Source organism: Halioglobus sp. Uisw_031 (assembly GCF_047729875.1).
Classification (GTDB): domain Bacteria; phylum Pseudomonadota; class Gammaproteobacteria; order Pseudomonadales; family Halieaceae; genus Marimicrobium.
Map to the genome: position 1 here is coordinate 2,975,202 of NZ_CP159826.1, position 22,911 is coordinate 2,998,112.

The 22,911-nt window shown below is 50.3% G+C and carries 16 protein-coding genes; 2 read left to right on the forward strand and 14 right to left on the reverse strand.

Annotated elements, in window-relative coordinates:
* Positions 1-41: 41 nt before the first annotated feature.
* Entirely contained in the window at positions 42-1,748 is a 1,707-nt protein-coding gene (locus ABXT62_RS13440) for a putative bifunctional diguanylate cyclase/phosphodiesterase (protein WP_415355791.1), read from the reverse strand.
* 337 nt (positions 1,749-2,085) lie between these two features.
* Here ABXT62_RS13440 and nadA point away from each other — a divergent pair, with 337 nt between their 5' ends.
* A complete protein-coding gene (nadA, locus tag ABXT62_RS13445) occupies positions 2,086-3,159 on the forward strand; it encodes a quinolinate synthase NadA (protein ID WP_415355792.1) in 1,074 nt (357 codons plus the stop codon).
* Positions 3,160-3,192: 33 nt separating this feature from the next.
* On the opposite strand, the gene ABXT62_RS13450 is transcribed toward nadA, so the two are convergent.
* Entirely contained in the window at positions 3,193-4,668 is a 1,476-nt protein-coding gene (locus ABXT62_RS13450; protein ID WP_415355793.1) for a M48 family metalloprotease, read from the reverse strand.
* A gap of 189 nt (positions 4,669-4,857) precedes the next feature.
* Here ABXT62_RS13450 and ABXT62_RS13455 point away from each other — a divergent pair, with 189 nt between their 5' ends.
* Positions 4,858-5,829, forward strand: a complete 972-nt coding sequence (locus ABXT62_RS13455) for a hypothetical protein (protein WP_415355794.1) — start codon at positions 4,858-4,860, stop codon at positions 5,827-5,829.
* Positions 5,830-5,883: 54 nt separating this feature from the next.
* On the opposite strand, the gene ABXT62_RS13460 is transcribed toward ABXT62_RS13455, so the two are convergent.
* From ABXT62_RS13460 to gspD, 12 genes are all read right to left on the reverse strand, one after another.
* A complete protein-coding gene (locus tag ABXT62_RS13460; protein ID WP_415355795.1) occupies positions 5,884-7,074 on the reverse strand; it encodes a phytanoyl-CoA dioxygenase family protein in 1,191 nt (396 codons plus the stop codon).
* Between the two features lie 128 nt (positions 7,075-7,202).
* Positions 7,203-8,243: a phytanoyl-CoA dioxygenase family protein gene (locus ABXT62_RS13465; protein WP_415355796.1), complete on the reverse strand. Its 1,041-nt coding sequence runs from the start codon at positions 8,241-8,243 to the stop codon at positions 7,203-7,205.
* An 80-nt stretch (positions 8,244-8,323) separates the two neighbouring features.
* Entirely contained in the window at positions 8,324-9,121 is a 798-nt protein-coding gene (locus ABXT62_RS13470; RefSeq protein WP_415355797.1) for a class I SAM-dependent methyltransferase, read from the reverse strand.
* Positions 9,122-9,168: 47 nt separating this feature from the next.
* Positions 9,169-10,122, reverse strand: coding sequence for a hypothetical protein (locus ABXT62_RS13475; protein ID WP_415355798.1), 954 nt, complete (start codon positions 10,120-10,122; stop codon positions 9,169-9,171).
* Positions 10,123-10,172: 50 nt separating this feature from the next.
* Entirely contained in the window at positions 10,173-10,898 is a 726-nt protein-coding gene (locus ABXT62_RS13480; protein ID WP_415355799.1) for a hypothetical protein, read from the reverse strand.
* A gap of 191 nt (positions 10,899-11,089) precedes the next feature.
* Positions 11,090-12,352: an AmpG family muropeptide MFS transporter gene (locus tag ABXT62_RS13485; RefSeq protein ID WP_415355800.1), complete on the reverse strand. Its 1,263-nt coding sequence runs from the start codon at positions 12,350-12,352 to the stop codon at positions 11,090-11,092.
* Positions 12,353-12,680: 328 nt separating this feature from the next.
* A complete protein-coding gene (locus ABXT62_RS13490; RefSeq protein ID WP_415355801.1) occupies positions 12,681-16,148 on the reverse strand; it encodes a glycosyltransferase in 3,468 nt (1,155 codons plus the stop codon).
* Positions 16,149-16,242: 94 nt separating this feature from the next.
* Complete coding sequence (locus ABXT62_RS13495; protein WP_415355802.1) at positions 16,243-17,187, reverse strand: glycosyltransferase family 2 protein; 945 nt, start codon at positions 17,185-17,187, stop codon at positions 16,243-16,245.
* 85 nt (positions 17,188-17,272) lie between these two features.
* Complete coding sequence (locus tag ABXT62_RS13500; protein WP_415355803.1) at positions 17,273-18,169, reverse strand: peptidylprolyl isomerase; 897 nt, start codon at positions 18,167-18,169, stop codon at positions 17,273-17,275.
* An 89-nt stretch (positions 18,170-18,258) separates the two neighbouring features.
* On the reverse strand, positions 18,259-19,890 hold the full coding sequence (locus tag ABXT62_RS13505) for a hypothetical protein (RefSeq protein WP_415355804.1): 1,632 nt from the start codon (positions 19,888-19,890) through the stop codon (positions 18,259-18,261).
* Between the two features lie 96 nt (positions 19,891-19,986).
* Complete coding sequence (locus ABXT62_RS13510; RefSeq protein ID WP_415355805.1) at positions 19,987-20,451, reverse strand: hypothetical protein; 465 nt, start codon at positions 20,449-20,451, stop codon at positions 19,987-19,989.
* Positions 20,452-20,734: 283 nt separating this feature from the next.
* A complete protein-coding gene (gspD, locus tag ABXT62_RS13515) occupies positions 20,735-22,894 on the reverse strand; it encodes a type II secretion system secretin GspD (protein WP_415355806.1) in 2,160 nt (719 codons plus the stop codon).
* Between the last annotated feature and the right edge of the window lie 17 nt (positions 22,895-22,911).

Here is a 22,911-nt window from a genome sequence, read left to right on the forward strand (position 1 = left end):
AAACGGAGGAAATCACCTCGCCTGCCACTAGCTCGAATAGATTAGGACAACAATTGGTCGCGACGCAGCACACCGTGTTCTTGCACAAAACGCGGAAGATTCTGCAACGGGATTGCCGGACTATAATAGAACCCCTGCACCTGGTGACAATGGTGATCACGTAGGAATTGGATTTGCTCATGCGTTTCTGCGCCCTCTGCCACGACCACCAAACCCAGTCGACGCCCCATCTCAATGATCATACAGCAGACCGCTTCCTGGTTTTCATTGTGCGGTAGGTCGCGCACGAAACAGGCATCGATCTTCAACGCAGAAATCGGCAACTCCGTAAGGTGGTTAAGCTGGGAAAAACCGGTGCCAAAATCATCCAGTGAGAAGGAGATCCCGAGCTCTCGCAATTCGTTCATGCGCGACTTGATCTCTACAGAGCTTTGCAAGATAGTAGATTCCGTTAATTCGAACTCGATTTTCGAGCCGTTTGCACCGCTGCGCACGATAATATCTTTGACAATTTCAACAAAAGGGTCGTCCTCGATCTGAGAAAATGAGATGTTCACTGCAACATCCACATTTTGCATATTTTGTTCTTCTAGCCAGATCTGAGCATTGCAAGCGTGCTGAATGACTTGATAACCGATGGCTTTCATAAGCCCCATATCCTCGCAGGCAGACATGAAATCAACGGGCAACAGGAGGCCGCGCTCCGGATGATTCCAGCGCAGTAAGGCCTCTAGTCCCACCAGATGCCCAGATGCGAGGTCTATTCGAGGCTGGTAATGCAGCTCAAACTGATTTTTTCGCACTGCCGTGCGCAATTCTGCCGTGAGGGAGGAATTTCCCCCGACATCGAAGGCAAGCTTCTCGGAGTAACGGACGAAACGACCACCCTCGATGCTTTTAGCCTGCTGCATCGCGCTGCGGGCGTGTTCCACCAGATCTGAAAACTCACCGCCGTCTTCCGGATAAATCGCCACACCGATACTCGCCTCTACTGCCACCTGCTGATCACTGAGAAGCATCGGAGCGGAAATAGATTTGAGCATTTTCTCAGTAATAAGCTCCACATCGGCAGTCGAATTCACGTCTTCGAGAACAATCGCAAACTCATCGCCACCAAGCCGCGCTATGCTGTCTGTACTGCGCATTTTATTGACCAGACGTTGCGATATAGATTTGATCATGACATCGCCATCAGACTCGCCATAGTTGTCGTTGATGTTGGTGAACTGGTCGATGTTGATGTAGAGCAGAGCTGTGTTGAAGCCATACCGTTTAGAGCGGTCCATCGCACGCTCCAAATGAGCACGAAAACCCACCCGGTTGAGCACCCCGGTAAGCGTGTCGCGATTGGACAAGTGCCGGATTTGCTCGCGAGCCTGCTTGAGTTGAATGTTGTAATCGAGGATACGGTGCACCAGTGCATCCTGCAATTGCCCGCGGATAAGATAGTCCTGGGCGCCCAGTTCGCGCAAATGGCCAAAAGAAGCCTGCTCGGACTCATCCAACATCATAATAAGCGGGGCCGCGGCATTATTCTTGTTGGCCAGGCGTAATAAATATTCCGTTTGAGCCCCATGACCCATAATCACGGCATCTATCATAGGATCCAGGAGCGCTTCGAGTGGGCGCTCCATGGCTTCTGAGGCTGCAAGCTGGAACCTCGCCGGTTTAGCGCGCGCTAAGCATTCTGCAAGAATAAGGTGGTCCGCCTTGTTCTCGGATATGATCAGTACTGTGTGCTGTTCCACTCTGAATCCCTAACTACTTGTTCACTGACGATTGGCAGCGCGCTGGTGAGTCGCATTTGGACCGCAGAAGCCGTCACGCAACCAACGTCTTATTCTTTAAATAACATAAGGTTATACGGAATTAATGAGTGAAACTCTAGTAAATGTTCATTGAAAATTACCAAAGCGGCGACGCCCTTTCCAAGTCTCTCGATTCACGGCTCAATGCGTCGTCGTATTGTGGCAACTGCACGAGCTATTTGCGCCATGAGTTTGTCTCTATGGGGGATGGGGAATTAACACCCGCTTATTTTATGTTAGAATTGCGTTTCGTTTTTTCCGCCTTTAATAGCCACCTATGAGTCTTGCCTCCGAAAAACTGAAAACCATCCGGGATCAGGTGCAGTACCATCTCGATCGTGCCGAGCAAAAGCAGCTTACACCGGAACAGGAACAGTCACTTAAGAACCAGATAAAAGTCCGATTGCAGGAAGAGAATGCTGTCATCGTGGCGCATTATTATACGTCCCCGGCAATCCAGGCCCTGGCCGAAGAGAGCGGTGGTTGCGTCTCGGATTCGCTCGAAATGGCACGCTTTGGCCATGATCATCCCGCCAGCACACTCGTGGTCGCGGGCGTCAAATTTATGGGTGAAACAGCCAAGATTCTTACACCCCAGAAACGCGTTCTGATGCCAACATTGGAAGCAACCTGCTCTTTGGATCTGGGTTGCCCGATCGATGAATTTTCGGCTTTCTGTGATCAGCATCCCGAGCGAAAAGTTGTTGTGTATGCCAATACCTCAGCGGCAGTGAAGGCCAGGGCCGACTGGGTCGTCACTTCAAGCATAGCCCTTGATGTGGTGGAACATCTGACAGAACAGGGCGAAAAAATTCTCTGGGCGCCCGACCAATATTTGGGTGATTACGTAAAACGACAAACCGGCGCCGATATGCTCATGTGGGATGGCGCGTGCATTGTGCATGAAGAGTTCAAGGCACGCGGTATCGCCGATTTGAAGCGAGTCTATCCCGATGCCGCGGTACTGGTGCATCCCGAATCACCCGCTGCAGTGGTGGACTTAGCCGATCGAGTGGGTTCAACCACACAGATTATTCGGGCTGCAAGTGAAATGAACAACAGGCGCTTCATTGTAGCCACCGACCAAGGTATATTTTATAAGCTGCAACAGCAGGCACCCGATAAAGAGTTTATTATCGCGCCCACGGCCGGTGAAGGCGCCAGCTGTCGTAGTTGTGCCCAATGCCCCTGGATGGCAATGAATGATCTGGAAACACTGGCCCAGGTATTTGAGAGGGCCGATAACGAGATAAGTGTCGATCCCGCTATCGGAGAGCAAGCCATGATTCCTTTGCGCCGCATGCTAGACTTTGCCAGCGAGCTTCAGGTCACAGTCAAAGGCAACGCCTGAGGCCCTGGTCCCTGGGGAAGTTACGGCGAGAATTTAAAACTCCTCCATACGCTCCTGCATTCTGGCGACATCCACCAGACGCTGATGAATCTTAGCTGAAACCAAGTAGTTGCCCTGAGTTAATTTCAACGCATAGGTAAGTTGTTTTTTAGCGTCGCCCAAAGACCCCTTGAGAATAAAATACTCCGCCCGAGATTGATGCAGCTCTGCAATATTGCCGGACAAACCCTGTACCTCTGCAAGCAGATACCAAAGACTGGGATCATCGGGCCAGCGCTTGCTCTGCTTCACTAGTACTTCGGCGGCGATATGTGGCTGTTGATTTTTCATCAATGCTCTGGCGTAGCTCATGGTCAGCGGATGATTGCCCGGGGAGACCGCTAACCTGCGAGCCAATTTCTTTGCGGCCTGATCTGGCTTATTACGTGCCATATCAATATCCGCATCGGCAATGATATATTCAAGACGATCAGGACTGTTTGACCAAATGGAGTCCAGCTCCACCCCAGCCTCATCAGCACGCCCAGAAGCCGTCAGCGCAAGAACCAGCCCATAGGTAGCGGCTTCGCGTGAATAGGGTGTGCCGTCCAGCTCTCCCTGAAATCTGGCTACCGCCAGAACTGGGGTTTCGGACAGCTCAGTGATAACGCGGGCCCGCATCAATTGATAATTCAGGTCTGGATCGCGCACTTTTTTGGGATATTTCCTCGCGCGATTGCGTGTATCGGCAATACGATTTTCGGACAGGGGATGAGAACGAAGAAATTCGGGCATCTGTTCGCTGGCTGAATACCGCGTTGTGCGCAGCATACGCTCAAACATCACAGGCGCTGCGTGCGGGTCCATATCCGCATCTATTATCGTTTGCATACCAACGCGGTCAGCTTCTTGCTCATTACTTCGACTGTAACTCAGCGCCGAATTCTGCGCAGCCGCCTGTGTTGCCGACAAAGCCGCCATACCCACGTCTGCACCAGTGGTTGCCATCAACACAAAACTCGCCAACATAGCGGCGAGGGTCAAAGGCTGTAATTTTTGTTGATACTCTACTCCGCGCGAGAAGTGACGTTGGCTCAAGTGAGCGATTTCATGCGCCAACACAGTGGCAAATTCGTCTTCCGTCTCGGCCCATAGAAGTAGCCCGTTGTGAATGCCTATCACGCCGCCGGGAACAGCAAAGGCATTCATTGTCGGATTGTCGACGATGACCAGATCTATGCGTCGATCCTCTAATCTAGAATGACTGACCAGCATATAGATAAGATTTTCTACGTAATCAAACAACAAGGGATCATCTATGGTGGGGACTTGACCGCGAAAAGCTCGCAACCAGGCACGGCCTAACTGGTACTCGAATTCGGATGAAAACATGCTAGTGCTGGATTCACCGAGATTCGGTAATGTGAATTCCTCCGTGTTGGCGGAACCGGTATTGGCTACAATTGAGGAGAATCCAATTGCGAGTATCAGGTGTCGCGCAAGTACCATCAGCCCTGACAGATTAAACACAGTGTGTAACCACTAATTTATAGATTGATGTGCATTATTGTACTGCATTCACCGCGTTTCCGGATAAACCGTTTTCTCCTGACTTTTTGCATTGATTCACCATAAATTAGTCCATGTGCTTGCGCAGTTATCGACTCGACAAAACAAATCGAATACAATTTTGATAGCTTTTGGTGATCAAAGAGACTTATGAGTGCTTTTGAACTTACTACAGTAGACCTTGAATCTCGCAATATAGCGTCCGACTGTGCCAGGATTAGCACTCGGATTGAGTCATATCGGGCGCGTGAAGCTGCTGCTCACCCCTCACTCATCGTGAGCGAGCAGCATGAACCTCCGATACCTGCCGAGCGCTGCGTGCCAGAAATCACTGCGAATGAGCTCACCATAGATAGCCTACGTGCGGGAATCTCCGAGCATGGCGCACTCATCGTCCGCAACCTCTTTTCTAAAACATCTATGGATACACTCATCAAGGCTGCGGACAGCGTCATCGACGCTTGTTCAGACTCGACTTTAACTCCGGGCATTAATACCTACTACAATCCACCCGGCAACCTCAGAACCATCATGCCAAAGAAGGATAGAGAGCTTGGCAATACAAGGAGCTTTCACCGCGAGTCTGGATCAGCTATGTGTGTCGAAGCCCCGAGTGTCGCAGAGGCATTGTTACAGCTGTACGAAGCACACGGCCTAAAAGAGCTGATCGGACTGTACCTCGGCGAACCGCCATGTCTCTCTGTCAAAAAGTGGGTTTTAAGGCGCTCCAAACTGCCGGTTGCAGAGGCGGGTTGGCACCAAGATGGCGCATTTATGGGGACTAATCTCAATAGCCTGAATATGTGGATGCCACTGAATGAATGCGGCGGCACAACAGGCGCGCCTAGTATGGATGTTGTACCACAGCGGCTCAATAAAATTGCCTCTGCGGCGGGGGCCCAATTCGACTGGTCAGTTAGTGATTCACAGGTGTCCAGTCGTCTTGTCAATAGCCAACCACTAGCACCCACGTTCAGTGCCGGCGATGTATTTTTCTTCGATCATTTTTATCTACACAGAACTCAATATCGACCCGACTTCACCAAACTGCGGTATGCAGTCGAAACCTGGTTTTTTGGCGCATCAAGCTTTCCAAAGAATCAAATACCTATCGCCTGGTGAGCGCCAACATGCAGACCTTTTCGACGGCAATAGTGCCGCTTAACACCAGCACTGCTAGCCCTCATTTTTATCAGTAGCGCAGTCTTTCCGGCGCGTCAAAGCGATATTGTAGGCCAGCTGTTGCTCATAGGCTTCGTCAACATGGCCTTCAGGCAGCTCATGTAAGGCCTTGTCCCAGTGAGCTTCGACATAGTCCTTGTTCAGCCAATAATATTTGAATGCATCTGACGTCCAATCTTTGTAGACCTCTTCCCAACTAAAACGATTAAAATGAGGCTGGAGACAGCCCTCGGTAAGCGCTTCGCCCTCCAGTTGATAGCGAAAGTCTACGGACAGACGCATATGCTCGAGATTGTGATTTTCCATAGCCTTGTGAACGGTCATTGATTGGAAGAGCACGATATCCCCGGCTCTGAAATCCGCACCCACCCAGCGACATTTCAGCACTTCTTTACTGAGCACAGCACGTCGATTACCGGCGCCCAAGTGAAAGGTTAAAGGGAGCACACCATACTTATGTGAGCCCTCCATAATTGCCAAAGATCCATCCTTGACCGCACAATCCGCCAATGGCATCCATGCCGCAGTCAAATTTGGAGTGCCCTGATTGTTAGGAAAGTCTTGATGCGGTGGCGTAGCCAGTTCTGGGCTATCAGGAAATATGAGCCTGACAATACTCAGAGGCTGAGGGAAAGCGCTCTCGCCTAGCGCCTGTCGCATGACGTTTATCACATTGATTTCATGCGCCAGGCTATGAAAGGATTCAAGTTTTACGATGCGGTCGTGTGCTTGAAAAAACTTGGGGCTGCCCTCCCTGCGCGGCCGGCATAGTGCCTTGGCGCTCATTCGATTCCGTCCGCCTTCAATCCACCCCAGCTCGGCAAGAATTTCTGTGATCTCATGCCTAAGTTGTTCTAACCGTTGCGTAGGGACAATATTACGGAGAAACAGGTAGCCGTCTGACGCCATCCGAGCGCGCAGTGCAGTGGTATTGCCCAATAATTCGTTTGCCTCATACATAGGCTCAAGCGTAATGTTATCGGCCATTGCGGGAAAAGCCTCTACCCGCAACTCAATCAGGCGCCGCATCAATTCCTCACTGCCGCTAGCCCGCGCTATCGGTTGTAACAGGGCGATACCCGCATCATAATCGCCGGCCTTAGTCAGTGTCTCAACCTGCTCGAGCACCTCGCGATAGGCGTCGAGTCCGTCTGCACCATCAGGACACGCACTTTTAATTGTCATACATACGCTTCCATAGCTGAAACTCACTAAACTCGCGGGCGTCACTGGCGTCGCCGACTCAATGCAACAGACATTTCGCCAACCACAAAAACAGACACAACAAGCGCGGACATATCGTCTCGGTGACGCTAGAAGACCACCGGTTGCTGCTTTAACGGCGCCGTTGACCCCGCGAAAAACCAAGATTCTATCGCATAACGATTATTCGTATGACTTAAGCCAAAGCCCGTGCGATGTAGATTAAAGTGGTCAAAGAAAAGTGCATCTCCCGCGCTGAATCTGGGGCACTGCACAGGGTTGGTCTGCGTTATCTCGTCCACAAGGCCCTGGCCCACTGTCCAATTAAAAGGAGATCCATGAGTGCCTGTCTCATGTATCTTTCTTTCCCCCCCCCCGATGATTTCCAATCCCGGTGCATCGGCATCACCGCCACAGTCTGTGAGCGCGATCCACAAGTTTGCCGTTCTGATGGACGAGGCATCCCCAAGAAAGTAACCGTCCTGGTGCCAGCCTGAAGAAGCACCATTGTTTGGCGCTGCGCAACGGACCACCCATTTGCGTACAGAAAGCACCGGATCTTCTCCAAAATAGCCGGTCAGTAGCGCGGGAAGACCGATCTCGCGATAATACTCAATCAGCTGAAACGTTACAGGAGGACTATCAACACTCCACACCGAACCGACATTGGTGTAGCGCTCACCCCCACGAAACTGAGCAGGCCCTCCCTGCACGCTGGCGCATCTCCGGTACCAAGGGTTACTGTCCGCGTCTGACTCTGCGCCCTGAGAAACGTCAATTCTGGCCTGTAACACGCGGTCGATGTTTTCCCGCATCGTTTTAATTCGAGCAGAATCCATTAACCCCCGCACAATCAGACCGCCCTTACCAAAAATACCGGCCTTCAGGGCATCCGCGTCGAGGTCACCCGCCCCAATCTCAGGAAAGCCTTCTACCGATCCAAACCGGTTGTCGTGAACAGGGGGCCAATTACCGTGGGGTTGTGGCCATTCCATTTCAGGATACCCCTGTATACGCAACTCAACCAGTCGCTGCGCCAGCGCAGGATCATCGTACCTTCCCGCCGTTTCCAACAATGCAATGGCAGATCGATAGTTGCCTTCCTGGACGAGTTGTTCTGCCTGATTCAGAAGTTTGTGATAAGCGTTCATGTGTTTATCCTGCACACTCCCTAAAGTGCTGTCAAATGCCACAACCTACTGCAGGCGACAAGCCAATGCAGCGAGAGGGCCTAACCATCGCCCTCTGCCGCCAGCTTTCCTTTGCCCTGTCCGCCTTTCTTATTCCCTTTGCGGGACTGGCGGAAAAAAGCGGCCTGACGACGAGCCTCCAAAAATAGTCCGGCATGCACATAAAACTGCCGCAACCGCTTTTGTGTCTCTTCGTCTTTTGAAAAAAGAAGATTCAGCAGCGGCTCACTGCTGGGTTCGCCACCTGGCTTCCTAATCACTCCCAGACCAAACCCATGATTAAATTTGAACACCTCGTCATGTTCTTTTTCGAGCTCTTCAAAATACTTCCACGCCCCAAAGTCCTTGATTTTAGCCATAACATCGTGAAACAGAACAATGCCACCAGGCTTCACCTTAGGGTACCAATTAGTGAAATCCTCTTTAACTGCATCGTAGGTATGCAAACCGTCGATATGCAATAAGTCCAAGGAGTTCTCATTAAAGTGCTGCAGCGCCTCATTGAAGAACATACGTAAAAGATAGGAATTCCCGCGGTAGTACTCTCGCGCATGATCACTAACGTCAGTGTATATAGAATCATCATACGCATCGGTATGATCGTCACCTTCCCAACAGTCGACACCGTAGGCCACGCCATCAATGTCATGTTCAACCATGGACTGACAAAATGTGAAAAAAGACAATCCATTATAGACGCCAAGTTCAACTATTAATTCAGGACGAATGGCAGCGACCAGGTCATATGCAAAGGGCAAATGGTCAACCCAAGTACTAAAAACCATTCGCTTGGGCTCAAACCGCTGAAGTGATGGCGGGAAATATATCGTATTATCCATAAATTGTTCTCAACCTCTTTTGTGGCCACATTCCAGGCCGACATATGTTATTTATTTGCGGCATCTCTCAATCTATCTAACTTTCTTGTCGCAGAAAACCGCACATACTCTAGCACCTCATTAGACAATTCACCCAGATAGACCGGATGAGTTTCAGGCACAGAAAATTTCTCTCCGCGAATTTTTTCGTACTGTGCTTTGATGGCATGAACAAACTTTTCTCTCTCTTGAAATTCATCTCCACCAGTAGTGACGCCTCCATGAAACTGATGGAACGTCCCCTCCCCTTGCAAAAAGACATGAGTCATTCCCGGGTATTCGCAAGCGCGCTTATACAGATCGAGGTTCACAAGCCCACCTCCTCGCATATCAAACTTCGCATCGAAGCCGCCAAGATCACTCCACACGCCTCGAGGCATACTAATACAATTACTCTCGCTATGAGATAAATAAAACCCATGGGCAGAAGAACCACTAAAGCAGGATATCTCAAAGAGTCTATAGCCGTTATCAGGCCAGGATATCGAATCCATCAAGACCCGCTCCTGCTCGACATCGTAACCACTGCCCACTGATTTCTGCTGCAACTCAACGCCCAGGTGATACCCTGGAACCGTTACCATTGCGCACGTTGCGAGCCGATGTCCACGAACCATATTATTGACTACACCTGGAGTCACGAGGCGAGCGCCATCTATCATCACACAGATATTCTTACCCCTCGCTTTTTCGATGCCATAGCTGATGGCATAAATAGGTGTTGGCTGATCTTCCTTTCGTAGATGGTAAGAAAAGTTCGAGGGCAACGTATTAATGAAATCGCGAGACATTGTATTCGTCGACTCATTTTCGACGATCACAACCTCATAGTCAGCAGGGCACGCACCTCGCTGATAATCAGGAAGTAGCGACCGGACAGTATTCTGGGCTTGTAGTGGCATATCGTAGACAACCACTACAAAGCTGACGACGATTTTATCGTAATCTTTTTTACTACGCATAACGCGTCTAATGCCCCGCCGTATACGATTTAGCATTGAAGTGCCACAAATCAACGTCCGGATTTTTTTAGTTTTTTATACAAACGGCTGACTTTCCATGGAAGAGACGGCCCGCCGGCTCCGTCGTTATGCCTGAGCTCTGCTGTATAAAACTTTTCTTCTTCATTTTTATTTTCAAGACCCATTTTAGCGGCAGCACCTAACATCTTCTCATCCAAGTCTGCCTCATCATTATCGAAATTCAAAATAGAGAATTTATTCCTTTTATACTCATCAAAGAGAGCCTTATTGTAGGAATACCATAACTTTAGGGATTCTTCACGGCTCTTGCTGCTGCGTTTTTCTAGCGACTTTGCAACAGCATTGGGGTGGCGATAAATTCCGATCAGCTCTATCGATGGATAAAGATGTCTCCATCCATCCAAGACGAGTAACGTTCGTGGATCCTTAAATCCAAAATTTGGCGCACCTGCATGCTCTGCCAGAAGCGCCTTGGCGCGGGCTATATGCTCATTACTCCAAACGACCCTAGCAGGCGGCGTATCCCAAGCCCCTGCGTTGGCTTCCAGAATTGCATCATGCAAATCAACGAATTTCTGATTCTCTCGATTGCCTTTTTCGTTGTGCTTATTCCATGTGTGACAGTCGCCCAAAATCAAACCCGCCTCCTGCAGTGAGCCGGCCAAGTAACTGGTACCGCTTCGATGCATTCCAAGGACAGCAATCAGCCGCGCCGGCAATTCAGAGTTCAAATCATGTACCGCACGCTCCGGCATTTATAAATATCCATTTCGTCTAGATGAACAATACACGTTCATATTTCTTGCACCTCTAATGAATGCTGCAAGCGGCTTCGCTGCTGTATTTTTACCTATTTACAATCAACATGGCAACTCTGTTTTAGACCACTTACCCTAGCATGTTCTGTAGACATTAGCTGGGGGACAATAACAGTCACCCGGGCGTTTTACCGCTCAACAAGCACCGCGGACTTTTGACCTGCCCACGGAGCCACCCAGATCAACAATAGCATCCCCGGAACGGCCAGAGAGGTACACAGCAAGAAGAAGTCAACCCATCCAATGTTCTCAACAATGATACCCGTAGTCCCATTGACCAATGTCCGGGGCACTGCCGCAAGCGCCGTAAAAAGAGCAAATTGTGTTGCCGCATACGTCTTGCTCGTTTCACGCGCGATAAAAGCGGTAAAGGCGGCGGTACCCATTCCGACACCGAGGTACTCGAAGGCGATCACTAACGCTAGGAGCCACAGGTCTGGCTCCGAGCTAGCAAGCAGAGCAAACCCCAGAATACTGGCCATCTGCACCCCACCAAACATCCACAGGGCGCGATTTATCCCGACTCGCAGCATAATCAGACCACCCACCAAACCACCAATAATTGATGGCCACAGAGCGGCATTCTTCGCCACCAAACCAATCTCTGTCTTGGTGAACCCCATCTCAAGATAAAATGGCATGGTTAAGGCTGTGGCCATGCTGTCACCGAGCTTATAAAGGAACATAAAGCACAGCACCAATATCACTCCCGACCAGCCTCGACGCCCTAGATACTCAAAAAACGGCGCGGACAGAGCCTGCCGCATTCCCAGTGCCGCTGGTTTTTCGGACTCAGGCTCAGACACCACCAGGCTCATTATGATGCCGACCAGCATGAAGCCAGCAGTAATCCAAAAAACGCTGGACCAGGGCAGGATATCCGCCAAGATAAGTGACAATGATCCGGGCACCAGGCTGGAGATACGATAGGCTTGCACGTGGAGAGAACTGCCTAACCCTAACTCGTCATCCGACAAAATTTCACGTCTGTAAGCGTCTAAAACCACATCCTGACTGGCGCTGAAAAACGCAACGACCAGCGCCAGCGCCGCGATCAACTTGGTGGACTGCTCCGGATTAAACATGCCCATAGCGCCAATTGAAAACAGCAAAAAGACCTGGGTTATCAACATCCAGCCTCTGCGTCTGCCCAAAAAGGGTGGCACAAAGCGATCTAAAAACGGCGCCCAAAGAAACTTTATCGTATAGGGCAATCCAATCAGCGAGAATAGCCCTATCTCTGCTAGAGACACGCCACCGTCACTGAGCCAGGCAGGGACCAGTTGAAAGAGCACGTAGAGCGGCATACCTGAAGCAAGCCCGGTAAATATGCAGGCGAGCATACGTCGATTAAAAATCGCGGCACGAAAACTGACTACTGCAGCGCTCAAGGTGTCTTAATCTTTGACGAAACCATCGCGAATCGACCGTAGAAATGCATGTCTATAGACCACCTCATTGATAAATCGCCCATCACAGACATGATCATTAAAATTCTTTACGAAGCGCTCTAAAACTGCTGCACGATGGCAAACCGTCATCTAGCGACCTAGCACTAAAACTCGGGACATATAATGCGCGCCATGTCTGCCTCGAATGATATCAGGCTAAAGCCTAAAATTTTGCAATACACTGTGCCAGTTTTAGCCGATACCAATATGTCATATTAGTTTTTTCACATCCGCCTACCGCTAAAATTCAGAATCTACCACTTTCCCGTCATAACACGGGCTCATCTAAAACTGATCGATAAACCTCATCATACTTTCTTGTCATTACCCCTGAATCGAATTTTTGTACTGCGCTGAAAACTCTAGACTGAAGTGATTCACACGCGATCTTATCCGAAGCAAGATGCGCAATTTTCTCAGCCCACAAAGAGACATTTATCTCAAAGCCATCCAACTCAACTAAAATTCCGGCCGGGCCATCCGCGCCGCTCAACATGTAAGGAATATCGCCGAGAGCGCTGGCCACAATTGGCCTACCAGCCTGAAGACACTCAATGATCACCATGGGAAAGCTCTCACCACGAAACTTTGAGGGGAGAATCCCCATGTCAGAACATGAAAAATATCCGCGAACGTTGCCTTGGAAGCCTTCCAAATGAATAAACGGTGGGAGTTGCAGAGGGCCTAACCGATCATATTCAGGCCCATCCCCTACCAGCACTAAATGAATATCCTTTGCAGATTGCACTCTGGCAGCAGACACGATGTCGACGGCCTCCTGCCAGCCTTTATCTTCCATTGCCCGGCTAATCAGCACGAGCACGAAAGCGTCCTCTGATATACCTAAATCGCTGCGTGATACCGGCTCCAATTCGCCAACAGATAGCGCATTCTCTATCCGTACCAATTTCTTTTCATCGTTCCACTTATGAGCAGTCAAAGCAGATACGTTTTTCTCTGCGACATAAATGAGGCGGCTGCTTCTCTTAACGAGACGGGGCAATATGAATTTTAAATCAACACTGTTGATCGTTTCATACATCCCATGCAGCGTTACAATTGTCTTAAAGTCGCCCTCTTCTGGCAAAATATCGAGGATTGTACTGTCAACCCAGGCATGGTGTGAATGGATTAAATCAATGCCAAAATCCGAAACGATTTTCTCTAAATGCGGAATGTCGGAGACAATCGGGATATCCCTGCGTAATTTTCTTCGAACGCCTTGATTCCTTGGTTCTTGTGCACAGTCGAAATATGTAACGTTATAACCTGCCGCTTTCATTAAATTGGCAAGTTCTACGGGGAAGGTCTCTCCGCCACCGCTACAGAATCCGTAACCCGCCATTAATAGGTTAGGGGATCTACAAGTCGCTGCGGATTTAATCCTCGACAGGCTATAGCATGCCTCAAAAGCATCTTCAGAAAAGAAAGGACGCGTCTCCCTCCAATGCGCAATTAAATTCTCCTTTTGACGCATGAACACATCAGCACTTACTCGGTAATATTGCTGAACTGTTCTCGCAACAATCTCGTGTTCTGCGTAAAAAACATCATCATCATGAGATTTTACTGATGTGTTTCCGTCATGAATACGATAGTAATTAGACGCAGCAGGAGAATACGCTAGCACGCCGCCCCGAATCAAATGAAGATAGAAAATCCAGTCTCCACACGTCCGCATATTCTGCCAACTGTGATCCTCTAACAACTCCATTGCCCCTGGGTTTCTAAAGATAGCTGAGCTCGCATTCGGGATAATATTTTTAATGGCGAAGGCTTCTGCTACGATTTTATTAGCGGTCTCAATGATAGGCGCCGCCCATCTTTGCGGATCAATATCATACAGATATTCATTAATTGACCACTGTGGCTCACCACTCGAGGCATCCATAAAGACTGTTCGACTATAGGCAAGCTGTACCGCTTCGTTCTCAAAAAATGGCGTCAATGTCTCGAGAAAATTATCACTACACCAATCGTCGCTTTCAGCGATCCAGATAATATCCCCTTGTGCGAGCTTAAGTCCTTTTGTCCACTGATGGAAAACGCCTCCGGAGTTCTTCTCATTAACGAGAAGTCTAGTATTGTGGGGGTGTGATTTTTGGTAACGAGTCAAAACATCAACACTGCGATCAGTTGACGCATCATCAAGTAAAATCACCTCGAAGTTCTGGTAGGTCTGCGCATAAATAGAATCTAATCTCAGTGGAAGATACTTTTCATGGTTAAAGTTGGGCACGACAATACTGATTAACGGCTGGAAAACATCTGAGGGCTCACCCTGCTGGTAGAGCATGGCTTTCACCGATCCGTTGAAACGCCTGTCGATAAAATCTTCACTATTTTGATTGGCAAAGTTGTTCATCGCCCGAAATATCGGGCGTAGAGCAGATCTAGACACCCAAGCGAAGCGCGGGTGTCGCACACTCATTCGTTGGTATTGGTATATTGAACGCACCCTGAATCTTACGATAATTTTTGATGCTCGCTCACGCATTCTCTTTCGAAAATTTCCCACCGCACGCACTGATTTTGTCAGTCTCCATGAAGTGGAGGCCTGCATTGCACCAATGATATGTTCGAGCTCTAGAATACCCGTGCGCAGCTCTGCCATCATAGAGTGCAAGGTTTCAGTTTCGGAGCGCTGGCTTTCTATTTCGGAGCGCTGGCTTTCTATTTCGGAGCGCTGGCTTTCCATTCCAGCTTCGAGCTGTATAATTTCGTCACGCAACGGCGTAACAACCGACACGTGTTCAGTAATTTGGGCACCAAGGTCTAAGATTATGTCTGCTCGCTGCTCCGCTTCTAGCTTATCACTGCGACTGCGCTCGCTAAGTCGAGATAGGGCAGGCGTCATCGAAAGTGAGATTGCCAGCTGCGTGTCTGTTGCGTGATACAGTGCTAGAGCTTGCTCTATGTCCTGCTGCACGTTGGATTGATTACCGAGCAGTACCTTTACAGCAGCATTAAACGCCATGACTTGAGGGAATTCGTGCGCAAGCAGCTCTGTCGCATCCCCATCAGCAACACTGCGGCGCAGTGAAGAATCAACAAAGTTCTCGCAAAAGTGTTTGAGCTGCACTTGATCGGGTATTGCGCCCAAAAAATCGGCAATCTTTTTAACCACAAGCTCGGGGCTGGTCACTAAGTCCAGATAATCAACGAAACAGCTATTGAGTGTCGCCGTCTGAGCGAGTGCTTGGGCGGTCAGTGATAGCCACAGTGCAGCGCCCTCAACCAGACGTCCTCCGATTTCATAGTAGACGGGGTTATCCTGAGCTCGATGTTGCTGCGACAAAGCAACTTCAGTCGGGTCACGAAAAATATGGATAATGAAGATATCGCGATCACTGTAACCGGCTTCGAGAAAGACCGGCTTCCAAAAATCGAAAAGCTGACAGAAGCGGGGATCCTTGATAGCAGCGACTTCCACGTCACCATAAATAGCCTCGAATAAACGTCCCGCTCTAGCCCGCCACTCACAGAGATTGGCATCTAAAATCGCCGTTGGCCCATAAAACAATGGATTATCCCAGCTGCCACCTAAATGGCTCAGCAGGCTTTCATTAAAGTCCACGATATCGGGGTGTTCGAAAAAGCCTCTTGGGTTTTCGTCATTGGTGTAATGCGCAGGTAGCCGCAGATCTGCGCCGAGGCTCTCAAGGGCGGCCGCACACAGGGAGGTCCCCGAGCGGTGAGGACCAAGGACCACAATGAGCTTTTTAGGGTCGGGCATAAATAGACGAGGGCCTTGGCGTATATAAAAACATTAAGTGTTCAGCATGAAGATAGAAAGGAGCTTACCAGTGACGCAGCTATTATACCCCTCCTTAGAGTTTCTTCAAAAGCGCGGCTGCAATCAATCCAAGATTACCCCAAGCTGACTGGGCATACACTCCGCTTCGCCATAATAATAGGGGCCTGCGAGGAAGCGGCTTGTCTCGAGCTGCGCTAAAATCATCTAGGATTCTTTGGCTTTCTATCGTCAAATAGGTCCGATTTTGCTGAAGCGCTATGACGTGTTTCGTATTCCATAGTCGGTTGCGCCCCTGCAGCGCCAGGAAAAAGCGTTTAAACCTGTCACGCCAGGCGGTCGATGCGCCGATCACGTTATCGTGATGCTGACGATAGCTTAGCGATGGACGCGGGTCATACACCACTGACCCTCCTGATCCCGTGACCAAGAGATAGGTCCACCAGTCATGCGCTACGATGTCCACGGGACCCACGGCACACAAGAGGTTTCTGGCCTTACGGTTCATCACCATCGTGTTACCACCGCCGATATTCTGAATCAATGCATTGGCGAAACCCGGTGGCTTTACGAATAGGGGTGACAAGCCAGTAGTAGCTCCGTACTTGTCTATCAGGCGAGATCGAGAGCAGTAAAGCGCAGGACGGTCTTCAGGAAGCGACGATAATGCCTTAACAGCACGGGATAACTTGTCCGCGTCCCAGATATCATCCTGGTCAGAGAAAGCGAAGTAGTCGCCTTCTATGTTGGCGAAAATTAACGAAAAAAAGTTGTCTACATGGCCACGTTTGGGGCCTTGAACAACCGACAGTCGCGTCTGCCCCCAACGCTCGCGAAACGCCTTTAGTATGCTCTGTGTTTGATCTTGTGAGCCATCGTCAGACACATGAATAGCCAACTTCACGCCTTCTTGCTGCCCAATAGATTCCAGCTGCTGTGCTAGGAACTTTCCGCCGTTATATGTACACAGTAGAACAGCGACGTCAGGAGCAGAGTCAGGGCCATCAGCAGATTCAAGCATTATTGGCGCAGCGAGCTTAATAGTGTGTCTATTTTTTTAATGGCTAGATAATCGCGTCGGGACGCGAGACAAAGCGTCTGTCAGCTTAATTATCCGCGCTCTTATAGGGCGCAAAGACTTTTTCCATGGCATCACCGTCAATAAACAGATCATCTGTCACATTAAATTGGGCAATGAATTCTAAAATAGACAACTTTCTATATTCGGTCTCGAGGTCGGCTATTATCTGCTCTTTAGCCTCGTCATAGGATAGGAAGTGCTCCTCTTCCACGGCATCGTAACGGAGGATGTGAATGCCAAAGTCGGTACCCACCAGCTCTGAATACTCGCCGATAGAAGCGATGTTAAACAACTCCTCTGAGTAAGTCGGTGGGACGCGCTGGTCTCCGTAGGTTATCCAACTATCCACCTCACCGCGTTTAGCTCTGCTAGTGGGGTCACCAGAATGGGTTTGCACCAACTCTGCGAAGTCCGCACCTGCTCGCAGCTCGTCGAGCACTTCTTGCGCTTCTTTGACGGTCTGTTTTCTAGCACACGGCTGTACACAGATAAAGAGAATCTGAGAAGACAGGCGCTTCTCGGGAACGAAGGCATACTTGCGTTTCTGGGTATCATAGCGCTCGACTGACAACGCCGACATATCGGGAATCTTAAGGTTGGCGACAAAATCATCCATGATAACGTCACGTTTCACAACCAGCAGTTTCTCCGACAATGCCCAGAGCTCCGGTCCTGGCGCTAGCGTGTCGGCTACTGCGGATATTTTCCTGAGTATAATAACCTTATTTATTAATTCAAAGCGGTCGCCAATATCATTGGCTGCGGCTCGCTGCATCTGGTCTGGCCAACGACTCACAATGTACGCGAATTCGCCCTCGCTGACACTGACGCCATCATCTTCTAACACAGTTTGGGCAATAGCTGAGTGCACGAGTGCGAACACCAACAGCAGAGCTCGAATACTTAGGTTTGTAGCGGACATAACTGAAATTCCAATTTTACTGACAAAAAAAAACCGACACCTCGGGGTGTCGGCTTCAGCTTACAAATAAACCCTATGGCTTATTAGTTTTAATCCTCGTACGCGTGACCTATGGCACGACCATAGTTCGCGTCTGGGTTACGTGTGAAGTTACGCTCCCAAGCCGCAAAGCCTACGATTGGAGCATCGCCGCCTACATTAGCACACACCAAATCACCATTTGTTACCACTCCTGCTGACGGGGTAACATCGTAAGCACAAACTCCCAGAACACCAGCATCGCTAGACTCCATCGCAAGCGCTGCCCATCCAAACACGGCGCCGGCAAGGTCTACAGTAATTGTAGTGGAGGCTGCCGCTTCCAGAACGGGCGTATCACCCCATTGAATTACGTTCACTTCGTAATACAGCTCGTTTGTCTGAACGGTGCCAGGAGGCGTAGGAGAAATCACGATTTGATCATTCGGGACTTCCTCTTCCAGCTCTTCGCGATCGTAAACGATAGGCGTTACGGTCAGCGGAAGATCGCGGAAGTCACATCCTCGTAATACACCCAACGCTGGGGGGACTGCAGGGACGGCTACAAGTGGCCCGCGAGGACAACCTGGATTAAGCTCCTTGGACGTAGGATCGAATGCGCCAGCGCCAGTAATGGACCCAAGATACATCGGCAAATCAAGCATCGTATACTGCCCGGGCACTGTTATAACCCAGTCGGTATTAACCGTTACATCGGCTTGCACGTTCTTGGACCACTCGTTGATCGCAACTCTGCCACCAAGTAGGCTACGAATAGGACCGTACTCACCGATGTCAGCCATACCAGCGACAGAGGCACTCAGTGGAGCACCGCCGTTCAGGTCAGGGTAGTCGTAACCCTGCAAATCTTCGATGTCTAGCGGAGCAGCAGCAACCTGGTTAGTGATCGATGGACCGTCCAGGAAGTTACGGATCATGACCGCAGTATCACCCATCTCGATACCTGCTGTGGTGTCCTTAATGACCCAAGCCACCTTCATAAAGTTATCCGCTGTGTCAAAATTGCTTGTCAACCCGTTGAGCACGGTTTGCTCGGAGTTAACAACGCCATTCTGGGCGGGGTTAGCTGCACCAGGAGATGGCAAAGAAGTGTTGTATTCATTCACCGCGGCATAGCGCAGGAAGTTGTTTTGAAGTCCATCGCAATCTGCAGGAAAGCCTATGTCGGCGCCCGTAGTATTGTGCTCAGCGGCTACCGCGATTGGCTGCGTTTCATTAATCGTGCGGCCCATCCCGATAACTTCTATATAACCTTCTTCGGCAAAATCTGCGAAGATGGCGGGAACTTGGAAGTAGGGCGCGCCGCTCTCACCGAGCGTTTCATATCCAGCCTGTGGCACCGTGCACGTATTGTCGTTGGTGTAAAATCGGACATTGTCGCCGTCGTTGTCGAGCCAGCCGTTAAAGACGTCGAAGGGAGACATTACGACGTTGAAGTCGAGCGCATCCATTGAGTCCGTGGCGCGACGTAATCGAACCTTGACGACTTGAGTACTGGCAGAGGTATTAATAATGGACACACCAGTGGTCCAATTATCTCTAACCGTGTAGTAAGGAACAATCGCAAGATCGCCAATGGACGTGTTGCCGCCCAATGTTTGAGCATTGATTGTTCCCGCGTAGCCAGCAGCCGCAGCAGACACCGCGAGAGCAAGGCTTAAGGGCTTAAATGATACTTTCATAATGGAGACTCCTAAGGGTTCACTTTGTACAACCGAATATTAGATTGCTAGCGCTATTATTGCTAACTGTAGCTAGCTGTCAACCTGCAACTGCATCTAATAATTAACAGAAAACCACCATTGATCTTGAGAAAACACCCACTTTTCTCTCAGACGTTCGGGGGTCGCCCCTATTAACGACGATGCCGAAGAGGTTTGTTTGATAGGCTCGGACATGACCCTCACCACCACACTTGCCACAGCTGCGTCGCTATCATAGTTAACTACTTCAACTCCTGTCAACTCTAAGTCGACCGCATAAGAAAACTTTTTTGCATACAACTGCTTAGAGAATATAGCTCGATAGCTTGGAGTCGTGTATTCCCACGCCTTTTTATAATCACGCGCCACCAGCGCCTGGTATCGCTCGCGCACTCTCTGCTCCAAAATAGCCCGCTGAGCATCGTCCCACTGAGGGCCGCTTGCACAACCGCCCGACAAGCCTAGCAACACCAGCAGGAGGCCGATAAGCAAAGGGGAAATACGATGCAATAAATTTCTTAACATATTGTTTTTAATCACTATTATTGGATACCCCTGAGATTATACGCAACTGTAAAAACAAAGCAAGTAGGCCGTACAAGCGCAGCCTCCCGCACAGTGAAGCAGCGGCCTGAAGAGACGGTTTATGTCGGCGAGCCCCATTGTGCCCCCACATGAGAGTGAGCCTACTGCAATTTGGCGGGGCCTAAAAAACCAACCCCAAGCGCAGGGGTTAGCAGCAGCGATCTGCACTTTACCCAAATCAGACGATGTGAAAAGTACCATTAATAATCAACGGATACATGCTCAACAGTGGCTGACACTAGGGCGTTTCAATCAGGTCCATGTGCCGAACCTGAGCGCGCATTTCTTCACTGACCTCGCGCAGGTCATTTTCAGACACCAATGCGCGTGGGGTAATGATGACCAACAGTTCTGTGCGACGATTTTCTTTCTTTGTGCTCCCGAACAGTGGGCCTACCAGAGGCAACTGAGACAGAAACGGAATGCCAGATTCGCCATTTGCCGCGTTTTCACGGATCAGCCCCCCGAGCACTACCGATTGACCTGACCTGACAGAGACTCGGCTCATGATGCTGCGCTCCAGGAATGTCGGCTGCCCGTTGACCCCCTGCGGACCCACGTCAGTAACAGATTGCTCAATGTCCATGGTGACTAGGCCACCGGCGTTCACCGACGGCGTCACTTTGAGCTGCACACCGGTATCCTTGTAGGTGACGGACTGGGTAATCCTGTCGTTAACGGCTAAACCCGTGCTTTGCTCGCTGATGATGGGCACCTGGTCACCGACATGGATAAACGCGGTGTTATTGTCCAAAACCATGACCGAGGGCGTCGAAATCACGTTCAACAGAGATTCTTCAGCTAAGGCACTCAGCACCGCCTTGATGTTACCCGCGGCATTGGCAACGGTATAAGAGAAGCCAGCCCCAGTCGCAGCGGCAAGAGGTCCACCCAGTGCCGACAGCAGGCCCGTGCCTTCATTGTCGCCGTTGAGTCCGTTACTGAATGTCCACTCGAGGCCATATTGGAGCGTATCGGTGAGCGTCACTTCCAGAATGCTGGCCTCGATAATGACCTGCGTGGCCACCGTGTCGAGCTGCTCTAAAGCCGTTTTAATCATGTCAAACTGCTTTCCCGTGGAATAGATCATCAGCGCATTGTTATCATCATCAGCGACCACCCGCACATCCTCCATCGCAGATGGGCCACGAGACTCGGAAAGAGCACCAATAGAGGTGATGCTGCTGCCTTGGTCGCGAGAATCATCACGTATGGATGCAAAGCCACTGCGGCCGTCGCCCATAGTCTGCATCGACATACCCGGAGCAACCCCACCACCACTATCACCATTAGAGTCCGATTCCATCGTGGTCACGACCCCTAGCTCATCCGCATACAGACCGTTCAGTAGTTCGGATATTCGGCGAGCACTCGTGTTTTGAACCGGATAAACGAAAATTCGCTTCTCAAACCTGGAGTCGGGCGCGCTGTCCAAACGCTCGATCCAGACTCCCAACGTATCCAGATAGTGGCTGCGTGGCGTCACAATGAGCAAGCTATTCAGGCGCTTGACCGGCACAATGCGGACAAGGTCTTCTTGCCCGCCGTCGTCGAGCATAACGGATAGCGCTTCTGCGACGTCTTCGACATTACTATTTTCAAGCGGAAACATACCGACAGACATACCTTGCAGTTGATCGACATCGAATGTGGTCACAATATCGAGCCACCCATCTAACTGGTCACGTGTGCCTGCGAGCATGAGTATATTGCGGCTATTGTCGACTAAAACAAAAGAGCGCTCCTCGGCGACGGGCCGGAGTATTTCAGCCATATTGGTGGCGCTGATGTATCGCAGCGGAACAATAATCGTGCTGAACCCAGCATCACCACTGGCCGGATTGGCGATCTCCGGGGAAAGCCTGCTGCCCTGTGATCCGGTCACCAGATAGCGGCCATCTGACCCCTTGATCAGCAAGGCATTATTGGCCTTGAGCAAGGATTCCAGCACCTCCAGTAATTCGCCACGCGGTATCGGGGTACGTGTGCGCAGAGTGACCTGGCCCTTAACAGGGCGATCAACGACATAATCGAGCTGCAGGATATCCCCCATGATGGCATGCATCACCTCGCTCAACGGCGCCTTCTCAAAATTTAGACTGACATCGTCACCGATAAACTTTACTGGCTCGGGCACGGCTGGCATCCGCCACTGCGCATCATTCCCGCGATAAAGGGTTGGGGCTGCTCGCTGCTCGCCGCCGGCGTTAGCGTCAGCAAGCGCCGCGGCAGAGGTAGACAGCGCTGCCGATGCATCCACAAAAGGTTTGGAAGCCGCCGGAGATGCCTCCTGCGAATCTGCACTATCAGACGTCACAGTAGTGGCCTGCTCACTGTCCATCGTGGCACAACTGGCCAACAAACAAGACACAAGCACCATTTTCAGAGTTCGAAACATAGAGAATCCCACCGGCT